Annotated in this window: 11 protein-coding genes and 1 riboswitch; all 11 genes read right to left on the bottom strand. The window is 47.3% G+C overall.

The genetic code is table 11. From position 1 onward, the window contains the following. Positions 1–128 precede the first annotated feature (128 nt). Positions 129–218: riboswitch (cyclic di-GMP riboswitch) on the bottom strand. 102 nt (positions 219–320) lie between these two features. The 11 genes from L7E55_RS09935 to L7E55_RS09985 all read right to left on the bottom strand — a co-directional run bounded on the left by L7E55_RS09935 (position 321) and on the right by L7E55_RS09985 (position 14,550). Beyond that, the gene (locus L7E55_RS09935; RefSeq protein WP_277444020.1) at positions 321–2,219 is read right to left on the bottom strand and encodes an NADH-dependent [FeFe] hydrogenase, group A6; all 1,899 of its coding nucleotides are present in this window, start codon (positions 2,217–2,219) and stop codon (positions 321–323) included. Then, positions 2,161–4,113 carry an NADH-quinone oxidoreductase subunit NuoF gene (locus L7E55_RS09940; protein WP_277444021.1) on the bottom strand — a complete coding sequence of 651 codons (1,953 nt, stop codon included), beginning with the start codon at positions 4,111–4,113 and terminating at the stop codon, positions 2,161–2,163. The genes L7E55_RS09935 and L7E55_RS09940 overlap by 59 nt, the downstream gene beginning before the upstream one ends. Then, positions 4,103–4,663 (bottom strand): NADH-quinone oxidoreductase subunit NuoE family protein, encoded by a 561-nt coding sequence (locus L7E55_RS09945; protein ID WP_277444022.1) that lies wholly within the window; start codon positions 4,661–4,663, stop codon positions 4,103–4,105. The genes L7E55_RS09940 and L7E55_RS09945 overlap by 11 nt, the downstream gene beginning before the upstream one ends. A 168-nt stretch (positions 4,664–4,831) precedes the next feature. Then, complete coding sequence (locus tag L7E55_RS09950; RefSeq protein ID WP_277444023.1) at positions 4,832–5,947, bottom strand: AAA family ATPase; 1,116 nt, start codon at positions 5,945–5,947, stop codon at positions 4,832–4,834. A gap of 36 nt (positions 5,948–5,983) precedes the next feature. Continuing rightward, the gene (locus tag L7E55_RS09955; protein ID WP_277444024.1) at positions 5,984–7,090 is read right to left on the bottom strand and encodes a DegT/DnrJ/EryC1/StrS family aminotransferase; all 1,107 of its coding nucleotides are present in this window, start codon (positions 7,088–7,090) and stop codon (positions 5,984–5,986) included. A 34-nt stretch (positions 7,091–7,124) separates the two neighbouring features. Then, complete coding sequence (locus L7E55_RS09960) at positions 7,125–8,276, bottom strand: glycosyltransferase family 4 protein (RefSeq protein WP_277444026.1); 1,152 nt, start codon at positions 8,274–8,276, stop codon at positions 7,125–7,127. A gap of 168 nt (positions 8,277–8,444) precedes the next feature. Further along, on the bottom strand, positions 8,445–9,320 hold the full coding sequence (locus tag L7E55_RS09965; protein WP_277444028.1) for a radical SAM protein: 876 nt from the start codon (positions 9,318–9,320) through the stop codon (positions 8,445–8,447). A 231-nt stretch (positions 9,321–9,551) separates the two neighbouring features. Further along, positions 9,552–10,655: a 6-phosphofructokinase gene (locus L7E55_RS09970; protein WP_420852034.1), complete on the bottom strand. Its 1,104-nt coding sequence runs from the start codon at positions 10,653–10,655 to the stop codon at positions 9,552–9,554. 44 nt (positions 10,656–10,699) lie between these two features. Further along, positions 10,700–11,467, bottom strand: coding sequence for an alpha/beta fold hydrolase (locus L7E55_RS09975; RefSeq protein ID WP_277444031.1), 768 nt, complete (start codon positions 11,465–11,467; stop codon positions 10,700–10,702). Between the two features lie 111 nt (positions 11,468–11,578). Then, a complete protein-coding gene (locus L7E55_RS09980) occupies positions 11,579–14,323 on the bottom strand; it encodes a UPF0182 family membrane protein (RefSeq protein ID WP_277444032.1) in 2,745 nt (914 codons plus the stop codon). Positions 14,324–14,364: 41 nt separating this feature from the next. Continuing rightward, positions 14,365–14,550 carry a hypothetical protein gene (locus tag L7E55_RS09985; protein WP_277444034.1) on the bottom strand — a complete coding sequence of 62 codons (186 nt, stop codon included), beginning with the start codon at positions 14,548–14,550 and terminating at the stop codon, positions 14,365–14,367. Between the last annotated feature and the right edge of the window lie 79 nt (positions 14,551–14,629).

A 14,629-nucleotide genomic window follows, 5' to 3' on the forward strand; every position in this document is an offset into this window, starting at 1 on the left:
TCCTTATATTCTCGAATAATTATAAGATTTTTTGTTTTTATAAAGCTATTTAACACAATATCTTAAATAAATAAAAAAAGGGCGAGTATAGTCATATAAGACTATACCCACCCCAGTAAAGTCAGCTTCCTTGTTGCCTGGCAATCATGGCTTACTACTAAGCGTTAGACCCAAGGCTATGCGTCCCCGGCTTTCGCACGGGTTTGCCCAACACGTTGCGATAATATTTATTTAATTTAATTTTATTATATCGTAATTGGCTTTACGGTACAATAATTATATTATTCATAACTTTTGGCATGATATTTGTGCTGGTTATTTCAGCTGTCGTACACTGTCATATTCTCCTTCACATGACCTGCATGATGACCTTTCATTCCCCCAAAGTTAAAACCCGGCAACTCGCCACGCGGCGTAAAATAGGTATGCAGCAGTTTTTTAGACATGTTGCTCAGTGGGTGTCCCAGGAACTCTTCATAAATTTTTTTCACTGCCGGATTTTCGTGAGCGCGCCTTATTTTTTTCGAATAATCGATTCGTTCCAGGGCATCGGCCCGGTTATGGCGGTAATCCAACGATATCTCCTTATGTTCCCTGGTGCCGAATATCGGTTGACCGCCTCCTCCCACACAGCCGCCGGGACAAGCCATGATTTCCGCGTAGTCAAATTGCTCGCCGGCTTTCAACCTGTCCATTAAAATCCTGGCGTTCCCGGTACCATGCGCGATAGCCACTTTAATCCGTCTTCCCTTCAATTCCACCCAGGCTTCTTTCAATCCGCTAAACCCGCGTAACTCCTCATAGTCCAGCACATCCAACTCCTGGCCGGAGGTAAGATAATACGCGGTTCGCACCGCCGCCTCAATCACCCCTCCGGTAGAACCGAAGATAGCCCCGGCGCCGCTGGCAATCCCCATGGGAGTATCATAATCTTCATCCGGCAAGTCGCAGAAATTTATTCCCGCCTGCCTGATCATTCTCGCCAGCTCTCTGGTAGTTAAAACCCAGTCCACATCTTTAAAATTGCCGGTGCCCATTTCCGGCCTGCTGGCCTCAAACTTTTTCGCCGTGCAGGGCATGATTGCCACTACCACGATTTTTTCGGGATCAAGTCCCTGCTTCCCGGCAAAATAAGTTTTAGTCAGAGCTCCGAACATTTCATGAGGAGACTTGCAGGTTGACAAGTTCTCCAGAAACTCCGGGTAAAAGTGCTCGGCGAACTTAACCCAGCCGGGGCTGCAGGAGGACAGCAGGGGCAGCTTGTCACCCTGCTCCAACCTTTCCAATAATTCATGGGCTTCTTCCATGATGGTCAAGTCAGCGGTAAAGTCCGTGGAGAACACCTTGTCAAAACCCAGACGCCGCAAAGCGGCCACCAGTTTCCCGGTAACCACCGTACCCACCGGGTAGCCGAACACCTCACCCAAAGTGACCTGAATGGACGGAGCGGTTTGCACTACTACATACTTGTCCGGGTCTTCAAGCGCCTCCCATACGGAGTCAATACATTCTTTTTCCGTTAGTGAAGCGGTAGGGCAGGCAATCACACATTGTCCGCAGGTGATGCAGGCCACCTGGGAAAGGTCCTGCATGAACGCCGGAGCGATCACCGTATCATAACCCCGGTTGATCGCGGAGTAAACATTTACTTCTTGCACTTTGCTGCAAATTGCCTCACAACGGCGGCATTTGATACATTTGTTATAATCCCGGACAATGAACGAATTCTCGTTCTGAACCGGCAGTTGTTTCATTTCACCGGTGTATTTGATATTCCTTATCCCCAGGTTGTCCGCTATATTTTGCAGTTCACAATTCAAGTTGCGAATACAGGTGGTGCATTCACGGTGATGGTCGGACAGAAGCAGTTCCACCATCGTTTTCCTAACCCTTCTCACCCGCGTTGAAGAAGTATGGACCACCAAGCCTTCGGTTGCGGGAAAAGCGCAGGAAGCCTGGAGCACCCTGTTCCCTTTGATTTCCACTTCAACCAGGCAGACCCGGCAGGAGCCAATTTCATTGACATGACGCAGGTAGCACAGGCTGGGAATTTCGATGCCCGCAGCGTGAGCCGCCTCCAGGACATTCATTCCCTTGTCGGCTTCAATCTCCCTGCCGTCAATCGTAAGCCTGATTTTATCTACTTTTTTCTCCGGGTTGTCATAAAGTTGCCCTGTTCTCCTGACTACCGGTCCCGGTGAAAATTCCGGCGTTTTCAATGATCGTCGCCTCCTTTCCCCTGCCTTGAAAGATCGCCTTTTTCGGACACCTGGCCACGCATGCCGCGCACTTGACACATTTCGCCGGGTCAATCCGGTACGGCTGTTTCGGTTCCCCGGAAATCGCCCCGACCGCGCAGGCTTTGGCGCAAAGACCGCAAGCCACACATTTTTCTTCGTCTACCTGATATTCAAGCAAGGCTTTGCAAACACCGGCCGGGCAGGCTTTATTTCTTACATGGGCAATATATTCGTCCTTAAAATAACTTAGTGTGGAAAGAACCGGATTGGGCGCGGTCTGGCCCAGACCGCACAGAGAGGCGTCGCGGATATCCAGCGAGAGTCTCTCCAAAATATCCAGATCCTCCATCTCACCTTGTCCCTCAGTGATTCTTTTCAGGATTTCCAGCAACCTTTTCGTGCCGACCCGGCAGGGAGTGCACCTGCCGCACGATTCGTCCTGGGTAAACTCCAGGTAAAACCGCGCCAGGTCAACCATGCAATTGTCCTCGCTCATCACGATCATTCCGCCGGAACCCATAATCGAGCCAATTTCCTTTAGTGACTCATAGTCAATCGGCCGGTCGAGGAATTTTTCCGGGATACAGCCTCCTGACGGCCCGCCGGTCTGGACAGCCTTAAATTTTCTGCCTCCGGGTATGCCCCCGCCTATGTCAAAAATTATGGTGCGTAAAGACGTGCCCATGGGCACTTCAATCAAGCCGGTGTTATTTATTTTCCCGGCCAGGGAAAAAACTTTGGTGCCTTTAGTGGTAGCGGTGCCGTACCCTTGGTACCATTCCCAACCCCTTCGTAAAATAATTGGTATATTAGCGTAAGTTTCGACATTGTTAATCAGGGTTGGCTTGCCCCAAACCCCTTCCTGGGCCGGATAAGGAGGCCTGGGGCGGGGCTCTCCGCGCGCGCCCATGATTGAATGAAGCAGCGCGGTCTCCTCTCCGCATACGAAGGCGCCCGCCCCCAAACGCAATTCAATATCGAAGTCAAATGAAGTACCGAAAAGTCCTTTGCCCAACAAACCGGTTTCCCTGGCCTGCTTAATGGCAATTTCCAGCCTTTCAACCGCCACGGGGTATTCCGCCCGCACGTAAATATATCCTTGATTGGCGCCGATACAGCAGGCGGCTATAGCCATGGCTTCCAGCACGCTGTGCGGGTCGCCCTCGAGGATGCTGCGGTCCATAAAAGCGCCGGGGTCGCCTTCGTCAGCATTACACACAACATATTTCGGAGTGACATCCTGCGCGGCAGTCATCTCCCACTTTTTCCCTGTCGGGAAGCCGGCGCCGCCCCTCCCCCGGAGTCCCGACTTACTGATAATGTCAATTATTTCACCGGGCTGCTTATTCAAAATAACATCCGCCAGGGCAAAGTACCCGTCCCTGGCTATGTACTCTTCTATATCTTCCGGGTTAATCACTCCACAATTTTGCAGGACGACCCTTTCTTGCGCTTTAAAAAAATGGATATCATTGATGCTCGGTATCCTTCTTCCTGTTAAATCCTCCTGATAAAGCATTCTTTCCACCAGCTTGCCGTCTATCAGGTGGGTTTGCACCAGTTCCTTCACGTCCTCCGGTTTTACCTGGCAGTAAAATATCTCTCCCGGATGCACCATAACAACGGGACCGTGCTGGCAAAAACCGAGGCAGCCGGTTTTCACGACGCGGACATTTTCTTTCAAGCCGTAATCATCCAGTTCCCGCTCCAGTTCCCGCAGGATAGCCTGGCTTTCGGAAGAGATACAAGAACTGCCTGAACAGACCATTATCTGGGTCAGGCCCAGTCCGTTCCGGTGGCCAAGTCTTTGTTTGATCAGCGGATAATGTTTTTCTTTCAGCGCTTTTAGATCTTCAATATTTTCAACTTTCAATTTTGTCACCTTTCTGATAGTCACGGATTATATTCATAACATCTTTCGCCGCAATTTCTCCGTACACATCGTCATTTGCCAGCAGGACGGGCGCAAGCCCGCAAGAGCCGATGCAGCGCGTGCTTTGTAAAGTAAAAAGCTTGTCTTGCGTAGTTTCCCCCTCGTCAATTTTCAAGTTTTCTTTAAGAGTGTTCATGATCTCCTGCGCCCCTTTGACATAACAAGCAGTGCCCAGACATACTTTTATCTCATATTTTCCCTTTGGCTCAGTTGAAAAAAGGGAATAAAAAGTAACCACCCCGTTAACCTCACTGACGGGAATCCCGGTTTTATTCGCGATATATGCCTGCACCTCTTCCGGCAAGTAGCCGAATATTTCCTGAGCTCTATGCAAAATCCCAATCAACTGGCCTGGTTTTTTTGTATATTCTTGAATAACATTATCCAATTCTCTATATTGATTCCTCTCTTTATTATCGGTAACTCTATCAGGAGCCTGTTTTTCTATTCCGGTTATGTTTTCATGCTCACCAATGATAAAATCAGGCATAATTAGATCACCTCCCGCCTTATTTCTTTATTGTTTATCTTTCCACGTCTTTTATACGATAAGAATATACGATAAGAAAAAACCTGCCTCGCGATTAAGACAGGTTTATGACATTGACAATGTTTCAGTTGCGGCGAGTCCGGTCAGACGACCGTCCAAACTCCCTTTTCAATAACTCCTCAAAACATACTCTTGCAGCATAGGCTCTACAAACCTGTATTTGCCACGACTTTCCTTTTTAATAACAGCACTGACTATAAGCTGATCAATTGCTCTTTTAATATCGTTAGGGTGTTTCTTTTCCATATAGATTGCATCCCCGACAGCCAGGCGGTGCAAAACCTCACGTACAATTGACTTTTTACCGACTTCGTCCAGTATTTCGTCAAAAACAGGAGTAAGTATAACCATCGCACGTTCGTAGGCGATCCTTACTATCTCCATAGTTAACTTCTTTTCACCGGCTTCTAACAATGTATAATACGCCTCATTGCTAATAAGCATTGTGTCTTGCGGATGCCCCCCGGACAGCCTGCCAATTTCTTTTAATGCATAATCACTACTTATCTTAACACCCTTTTCCTCAAACTTACGGCCGATATAAACTGTCCAGGATTCCTCTGAAATTCGGGGAATGGGGAGAACGGTGGCAAAGCGATAGAAAGCATGTTTCTTTCCACCGAAAAGCGACTGCATCATTCCCTCTTTTGAACCAAGAAAAAGGTATGACACATTCGTTTGCAGTTGAAAATAGGACCGCATTTTCTTATAAATATCCTGCCCCGCAACATGTCCGGCGTCTTGAAACTCGTCGAACACCATTAACATGCGCTTATTATCTTTAGAAGCAAGAACATCCGGCAGGTTGAGAGCATATTCCAGAAGCGTTTCGTCATCCATTTCCCTCTTTGGAAAACCGAGGTTTAGCTCCAAATCCTCCACCTTGACTGCAATCTTGGCGGCGCCGGCAAGTAATCTCGCTCGATCCCATACGGCATTTAACGTTTTTCTTACTCCAGTTCTGTTTTCAAGACAACTATTTATAATAGCTTCAGCAATGCTTCTATTATTTGATGTACGAAAGAAGTCAACAGAAGCCACGTAAAACCCTTTTTTCTTCAACCGGCGCGATACCTCGTTTGCAACGGAGGTTTTTCCAATCCTGCGTGGCCCCGCAAGCATTATACTCTGACCTTCGGACAACCTGGTTTCAAGAGACATGATAAAATCTTTCCTGCCTACAAGCTCACTTTCAGGCACCGGCCCACCGAGCGGGAACAGCATAAAACCACCCCTATAAACATAATCGTTTAAACCCGGCTACAGGTTGATTGCAAATTTTATCATATCCGCAATGTAATCTTGCAACTCATTCTCCATATCCGGCCAAATGGGCAGGCTGAGCACTTCGGCGGCAGCTTGCTCCACTTTGCTTAAAATAAGGCGATTCCCCCGATAAACCGGTAGCTTGTGCAAAGGCACCGGGTAATGAACTCTTGTTTCAATACCCTGCCCCGCGAGATATTTTTGCACGCTGTCACGTTTTCCGTCTGATATCCTTACAGTATACTGGTGATATACATGTTTTGCGCAAGGCGCTTCATATGGAGTTGTTATTCCAGGAATATCGTCAAGTAAATCGTTATACCGCCTGGCAACCTGCCTGCGTTTTTCGTTCGATCTTTCGAGCTCAGGCAGCTTTACCCGCAAAACAGCCGCTTGGATTTCATCCAAACGCGAATTATAGCCGATCACTTCGTGGTAATATCTTTTTGTTGAACCATGTGCCCGCAGCATTCTGGCTGTTTCAGCCATATGGTCGTCATTGGTTGCGATAAGGCCGCCATCTCCGAACGCGCCAAGAACTTTAGAGGGGAAAAACGAGTAACACCCGGCATTACCGGCAGCGCCCAATTTTTTACCTTTAAATTCCGCGCCGAAGGCTTGGGCCACGTCTTCTACAACAACTAGTCGGTATTTTTCCGCCTGCGCGAGAATTGTCTTCATATCCGCGGCATGACCGTACAAATGCACCGGCAGGACCGCCTTGGTGCGTGTTGTGACAGCGTTTTCTATTAAACCGGGATCAAGATTAAATGTTTTAGGATCAATATCAATAAAAACCGGAATGGCGCCCACCCGGCTAATCGACTCCGCAGTGGCAAAAAAAGTGAACGGAGTGGTGATTACCTCATCCCCCGGACCGATCCCCGCGGCGCGCAAACTAATAACCAAAGCGTCGGTTCCCGAGTTAACCCCGACAGCATGTTTAACTCCCAGGTAATTAGCCGCTTCTTGCTCAAAAGCTTTAACATTAGGCCCCAAGATAAACTGTCCGGAAAGAACAACCTCTTGGATGGCCTTATTTATTTTGTCCCACAGCAACTTAACTTCAGGCGAAAGGTCAAGCATTTGTATTTTTTTCACTTGATAATCACCGGAATTAATTTTTAGCTCTGGTTCAAACTTCACATGCTCTTCTTTCAATAACATGGCTGTAACAATTTATTAATTTTGCCGTACAGTTGGCGGTGGATAGATTTTCGGCGTTATTCCTCGCGTTACGGCTCATTTTTTCGTAAAGATCATCGTTTTTAAGAAGAAGGGTTATTTTTTCAATAAATTGCAACGGTTCCAACTCCGTTAAAAACCCGTCGATTCCATCATCCACCATCTCAGAAACTCCAAAAGCGGCTACAGCTACCACCGGAAGCCCGGCGGCTTTGGCTTCGCCGATAACAATTCCCTGGGTTTCAGTAACTGAGGAAAACACAAAAATATCAGCCCCGGCGTAGCAATTCACCACATCGGAAGGTGGCAGAACCCCGGTGAATGTTACCTGTCCCGCAATCCCCAGCTCTTTTGCTTTATTTTTCAACTCCTCTTCCTCAGGGCCGCCCCCAACCAGCACAAGCCTGGTATTTTTCATTTCCCGGTTAATTCTTGCGAAGCATTCCATTAGAAAATTGATATTTTTTTCTTGCCCCAACCTTCCCACGAATAAAAGTACTTTCTCACCCTCGGGTAAGCCGAACCGGCACCTCAGCCAGTCCCGATCGCCACTCTGATAATTCATCACTTTGATTCCGGTCGGCACTACGCGAATTGACGCTTTTACGCCTATTTCATGCAAATACTTTTCAACTGCGGCTGTAGGGACAATAACAAGGTCGCAATGGTTGCAAAAGCCCCTGCTTATTCTCTGCGCCAAATCTTTCGTTAAAGATTGCGCAAACGGTACGTAATGCACGTATTGATCATATAAAGTGTGAAAAGTAAAAACCAGTGGTATGCCCAGCCTTCTGGCATACCGGGCGCCGAGACGCCCTAACAGGAAAGGGGAGTGAACATGAATCAAATCAAGGTTAAGCTTCTTTATGGTAGGTCTTAATCTGATTGAAAAAGGCATCGCTAAAGTGAAGTCGCGGTTGGTCGGCGACGGTATTGACGAAAACCGGAACACCCTGTTTTCCTTGCGGCAGTCACGGTAACTGGGCGCAAAAATAAAAACTTCGTGCCCGTTGCTGGTCAGCTCTTCACTAAATGTTTGAATTGAACGGACTACTCCACTGGTATATGGTAGATAACTGTCGGTAAAAATACCGATTTTCAATTGACCGGACCTCCCGGTAAAGAAGTTATGCGACTTTCGTCATTACAGTTATTATGAACAATATAACATGTAACATGCAAGATTCTAACACAATCCCCAGTAAATAGCAAGGGCACCCGTTTGATTCCTTTCATAGTACGGTGTGCCCGGCATACTTTTTATTTACCTCTACAAAGCTCGCATAAATTCAGGTCTGAGCAGCTCCGGATGCGCCAACGCTCTTTGGATGAGGGCAAGGAGCTTCTCCCTGTCCTGGTTTAGCACACCTTTCAGCGGCAGGTAATTTGAAGCGTGATTGCTCCTGAACACACAGTTGGTCAGTGTCATATTTTCCAACATAACTCTTAGCTCTTGAAGGGTTTGCTCAGGTGTAAGCAGTTTGAACTCGCCCTTTTTCACTTTTCTGTCCATAAATGAATTTTCCGGAATCAACATGGTAAGCGCCGACAAATAAGCCGGGTTGATGGCGCTTGCGGCCTTGGCGGTTGCGATAGCGTGTTCTTCGGACAATTCCGGACCGCCCACCCCGATAATAACGGTAACTGACAGCGGCAACCCGGCTTCCTGGGCTTTACGGCCGCCGTCAATTATCTCGGCGACGGTCGATCCCTTGTGAATCATTTTAAGAATGCGGTCGTCGCCGCTTTCCAGGCCCAAGTAAGCGAGAGTGATACCCGCTTCACTCAGTTTCTTTAAATCCTCCGGCTTTTTGCTCAGAAAATCACTTGCCCTGGCGTAGATGCCCACTCTCTCCAGGTAAGGAAAGTCATGATACAGTTTCTCCAGTACTTTAAGAAGCAGTCCGGTTTCCGCCACCATGGCGTTTCCATCAGCTAAAAAGACTCTGGTGATATTATGATAGTATACTTTAGCCGCGTTGATATCAGCTTCGATTTCTTCCCATGTTTTAACCCTGAATCTCTTGCCTTTGTACGATACACAGAAACTGCAAGCGTTATGTGAGCAGCCCAGGGTAACCTGGAAGATCAGGCTGGCGGCTTCGCTAGGTGGCCGGTAGACAGGCGGAACAAGATAATAACCCATCTTTTTACCCCTTTCTTAATTCCAAAATATAGCCCTTCTTAATACTAATATAACAAATATACATTATTGTTACTATTCCGGTATTCAAAATTCAGAGGGCATAATTCAGGAATAATTCAAGACTATAAATAGTTCTCTGATTCTGCCCTAAAAATAAACCTCAACCATTTCTTCCGTCTGATGGTGAAGCGAAGCTTCATGGCCGTCCGACTCCTGACTTCTGAGCAGTTATCAATCTCCAAATGAGATGCCAATCTGCTTTGCCGCGCGAATCAAGTCACCATCCACAGGGACCAGGCGTTGTTCACCGACCGCGTCCGCCAGAGGCACCGATTCAATATTCGGGGTGCGCAGGCATACCATTTCTCCAAATTTGCCCGCCATAACCAGGTTGACAGCGCCGGTGCCGTAACGGGTTGCCAGGATGCGGTCAAAAGCCGTGGGGGTTCCTCCCCGCTGCAAGTGTCCCAATACCGTGGTCCTTGATTCCATGCCGGTTTCTTCTTCTATCTGATAAGAAACAACATTGCCGATGCCTCCGAGGCGAACCGGGTCAAAGCTGTCCTCCACCCTGCGCTGGACCACCATCTCACCCCCGACCGGCTTTGCCCCTTCCGCCACAACCACGATGCTGAACTTCTTCCCCTGTTCCTGCCTGTCAGTAATTTTCTTAATTACATTTTCCATTGAAAAAGGTATTTCCGGAATCAAAATAACGTCGGCTCCGCCCGCAAGGCCGGCTTCAAGCGCGATCCAACCGGCATAGCGTCCCATTACTTCCAATACGATAATCCGGTGATGTGATTCAGCGGTTGTATGCAACTTGTCAATTGCTTCGGTGGCTGTGTTTAAAGCTGTATCAAAACCGAATGTCTGGTCGGTGGCAGATAAGTCGTTGTCTATGGTTTTAGGTACGCCAACTACCGGCAAGCCCTTTTCTTCAAAGAGTTCTTTGCCGATGCTGAGACTGCCGTCACCGCCAATAATGATCATCGCGTCGATGTTATGTATGTTAATATTTTCAACCACACGGTCCGACACATCTTTAAACACTTTTTGCCCGTTAATGATCATCGGATAATGAAAAGGGTTGTCACGGTTGGTAGTACCCAGGATAGTACCTCCGCGGGGCAGAATACCGACTACATCCTTCTCGGTCAAATCACGCGCCCGGTTTTGGATCAGCCCGCCAAAACCATTTTCAAAACCGACCACAGTAAGCCGGTATTCTCTAATAGCGGTTTTAACCACTGCGCGAATTACAGCGTTAAGTCCCGGACAGTCACCACCGCCGGTCAGCACTCCGATCCGCCTGATTGTTTTATTTACCGCCACATTTATTCCCTCCATTCATTGGCAAATATCATAAGTCTACGATATCATTTTGAGGATATGAAATCAATGATATGTTTATTGACAATCCCCGGTTTCTCCAACATCAGCATATGGCCCGCCCCTTCAATCTCGACTAACCTGGCGCAGGGCAGTCCGCATTCCAGCAAACGGGCGTATTGCAATGGTGTAAGCAAGTCGCCGGTCCCGGTCATAATTAGCGCCGGCAATTGAATTTCTGATAGCCGGGAGGTTACGTCAAAATATTTACACGCGGAGAAGTCCCTAAACCATACCACCGGGCTGACGGAGTTAATTTCCCTTAAGGCAAGCTCTCTAAATTGTGGCAGAGCGTTTTTGCTGTAAACGAGATCAACCAACTCGTGATTGTGCCGCCCGTTTTTCAACATCTCTAGAATCGCGTTTATTGCACTAAATTTAGCGCTGGTTGCGATTAAAATAACACCTGCCAACATTTCCGGGTGATTGAGGGAAAAGTCCAATACAACCGCTCCTCCCATGGAATGACCGGCCAGGTAAAAGCCGCCGTCGATCACCTTGGCGGCAAATTTGTTGAGAAACTCCCGGTAAGCTTTTATACTGTCACATGAAGTCCCCGCCGATTTCCCGTGACCTGGCAAGTCCGGCGCAATAACACGGAAGTTGCTTCCTAATCCAGTTAATTGTTTTGTCCAATAGCTGCCGTTGCCACCGGCTCCATGTACAAAAACGATTGTTTTACCCACACCGCCCGTTTTTTCCGGATTACGTTCATAATAAAAGTACTGAACGTTATCCAGTTCGCAGTAAGGCATTTCATTCACCTACCAAAAATAAAAGCTATCGCTTAAGCCGATAGCGATCGGTAACTTATTATTTTTACGTTCATGGAAGGGGAGTTCCCTTCCATGAACACGTTTTATTATTTATTGACCGGTTTTATTCACTAAATCCGTCAAGGTCTGTTTCAATTTGGACAGCGATTCGCCATACCCGGACCAATCCCCTGATTTAAGCTTGTTTTGCGCCTCATCATAAAGCTGGTTGGCCTTTTGAGCAAGGTCAGCCACACTTGCAGGAGACAGAGGCTGAGCACTGGGTTCAGACAAAGCTGTTGGTTTCTGCGCGCCCCCGCTGGGACTGAATATTTTTTCCAATGCTCTATCCAAAGTTGGTTCCATCACCACCATATCGCCATGGGCTACGATCACCCGGCGCAATTCAGGCATCTTGCTTTGCTCAGCCTGCAGGTAAAGCGGTTCAACATAGAGCAAGGCGTCCTTAATCGGGATGACCAGCAGGTTGCCCCGGATCACCCTGGAGCCGCGTTGATCCCATAGAGACAACTGTTGAGATATCGTTGTATCCTGATTAACCCTGGCTTCGATCTGCATTGGCCCATAAACCAGTTCCTGCTTGGGAAAACCGTACGCCAGCAGCTTTCCATAATCCGCACCATCAGACCTGGCCGCCAGCCAGGCAATCATGTTCTTCTTGTTCTGCGGTGTAAACGGCATTATTAGCACAAACTCCGGTTTGCTTTCACCGGGCAACTTGATAATCGTATAGTAAGGTTGCATTGCTTTCTCTTCGTTGCCGAAAAGTTCAGTCGGCAAATTCCATTTGTCTTCCTTATTGTAAAAAACCTGCGGATCTTCCATATGATACACGGCATACATATTCGCCTGAATATTGAAAAGGTCCGCGGGATAGCGTATATGCTGTTTAAGGTCGTCGGGCATTTCATCGAGCGATTTGAACAACCCGGGGAAAATCTTGCTGTAGGTTAAAACCACCGGGTCTCCCGGATCACTGATATAAAAAACAACATTGCCCGTATAGGCGTCTATCACTACCTTCACAGCGTTACGAATATAGTTGTTGACTTTATTATATGGTTCGGAGTAAGGATACTTGTCCGTAGTGGTATAGGCGTCCCACATCCAATATAGTTTTCCTTCACTCAAAACCATATAAGGATCACTGTCATAATCAAGAAAGGGAGCAATTTTTTGCACTCTCTGTTTAATATTACGGTAGTATAGAATCCTGCTGTTGTTGTCGACATCGCTGGCAAGCAGCAATTTATAGTCCCCGAAAGAAAAAGCATACATGACCCGGCGCAGGAAACTCCCTAAATTGACGCCGCCTCCGCCCTCATATGTCGAAAAGACATTATCATCACCGCTGGGGTAGTCAAATTCCAGGGTCTTGGTATTTACGATAACATAATTGTCGGTCAGTTCACCGTAATAGATTTCCGGCCGGGTGACTTTTAGGTCGGTTGTGGTTGCCGGCGGGATATCTTTCAATAAGAAAGCCGGCAAACCTTCCCCGGTAAGTTCATTTACAGGACTCATGGCGATACCGTAGCCATGGGTGTATTTAAGCCGCTGGTTCATCCAGGTCTTGGCCTGAGTAGGCAGGTGCTCCTGATTCAATTCCCTGGCCGCCAGCATAACTTGACGGTAACGGCCGTCCACCAGGTAGCGGTCAACGTCAATATCTTTAAATTGATAATAAAGTCTCATTTCCTGGAGCTGGCTGTAAGTCTGCTGGAGAGGCTCCCAGTCCCAGAGGCGGATGTTGCCGACTGTATCCTTGTTAGCCTGGATGTCTTCCAGCGACAATACTTTTCCGGCTGGAAAACTTCTTTTTTCAATAGCGTCAAGGTTATATGCCTTCCTGGTAAACTGGATGTTCCTCTCAAGGTACGGAGTCTCCATGGAAATTTCATTTGGCGTAACCATAAATCTTTGCACAAATATCGGATATATCCCGCCCAGCAATACTGAAGCAAGCAAGAGAAATCCGATGCTGTACACGATAAGTTTAAACCGGCGCAAGAACAGGTTCACCAAAATAGCGAGAGCGCAAATAAGAGCGATATAGGTCAGCACCTTATAGGCAAATAGCGTGGTATGGATAGCGGTATAACCAGGTCCCCATACGGCGCCGTGATGAGTGAACAGCAGGGCGTATTGATCAAGCTGGTATCCCACGGCTTTTAAAGAGAAGAAAAGGACGGCCAGAATAGACAAATGATAACGGGCCGCCATAGACTGCAGGAGCTTGCCGGGCGCACCCTGGACGACGCTAACGAGAAAGTAGATTACGCACACCCAAAAAGCAATAATCAGGATGGTCCAGCTTGCCACGTTGTATAAAAACTGATAGAAAGGAAGCTGGAAGACGTAAAATCCGATATCACGCTGAAAAACTGGATCTAATCCGCCAAAAGAAGTCGGGTGAAGAAATTTTTGCAGGGTAACCCAGTCCCCCGCGACAGTAAAGCTGAACAAGAAAGCCATAATCAGGCTTAAGACCGTATAAGCGGCTAATAAATACCCTGGATTAAAAAACCTGCTTAAAGGTGACGCCTGAATTGTTACCAGATTGTCTTCCCTAAAAACCGCCGCTTTCTGCGAAGCCTTGATTAACGGACCGCGTGTCAGGAGGAGGTTAAGAAACAGCAGAATGAAAAAGGCGGCGCTGGCGGCAAAACGCAGGCCCAAATCCGAAACAATGATCGTCATAAATACCCGCTGGTAGCTGAGAGATTGGAACCACAACCAGTCGGTGTAAAGTTGCGCGCTTTTTACGGATATTGCCAGCAAAATAAGGGTTAGTCCTAAAAACGTGATAAAGGACCATCGCAATTTGTTATACAAACAATTAACCTCCTGTAAGCAATATTATCCATTAGAGTCATTCACATCGGCTTGGGATTTTTCTGGCCTTTATCAGCTTCATTTTTCAGCTTGGCCTGGCACATTACACAAAATACGGATGACTTCTTTCTGATAATTTCATCATCGTCATCGTCGTCATCATATTTATCAGCTATTACCACTTCTTCCTCGATCAATTTACCGCATAACATACAACGTGTTTTCATACCCTACACCTCCGCATTTTAATTGAGCAACATTAAATATTCGCTGTCGCCCTTCTTAAATCCTGCCCGTAATATAACG

Origin of the sequence: Pelotomaculum isophthalicicum JI (assembly GCF_029478095.1) — a bacterium.
GTDB lineage: Bacteria > Bacillota > Desulfotomaculia > Desulfotomaculales > Pelotomaculaceae > Pelotomaculum_D > Pelotomaculum_D isophthalicicum.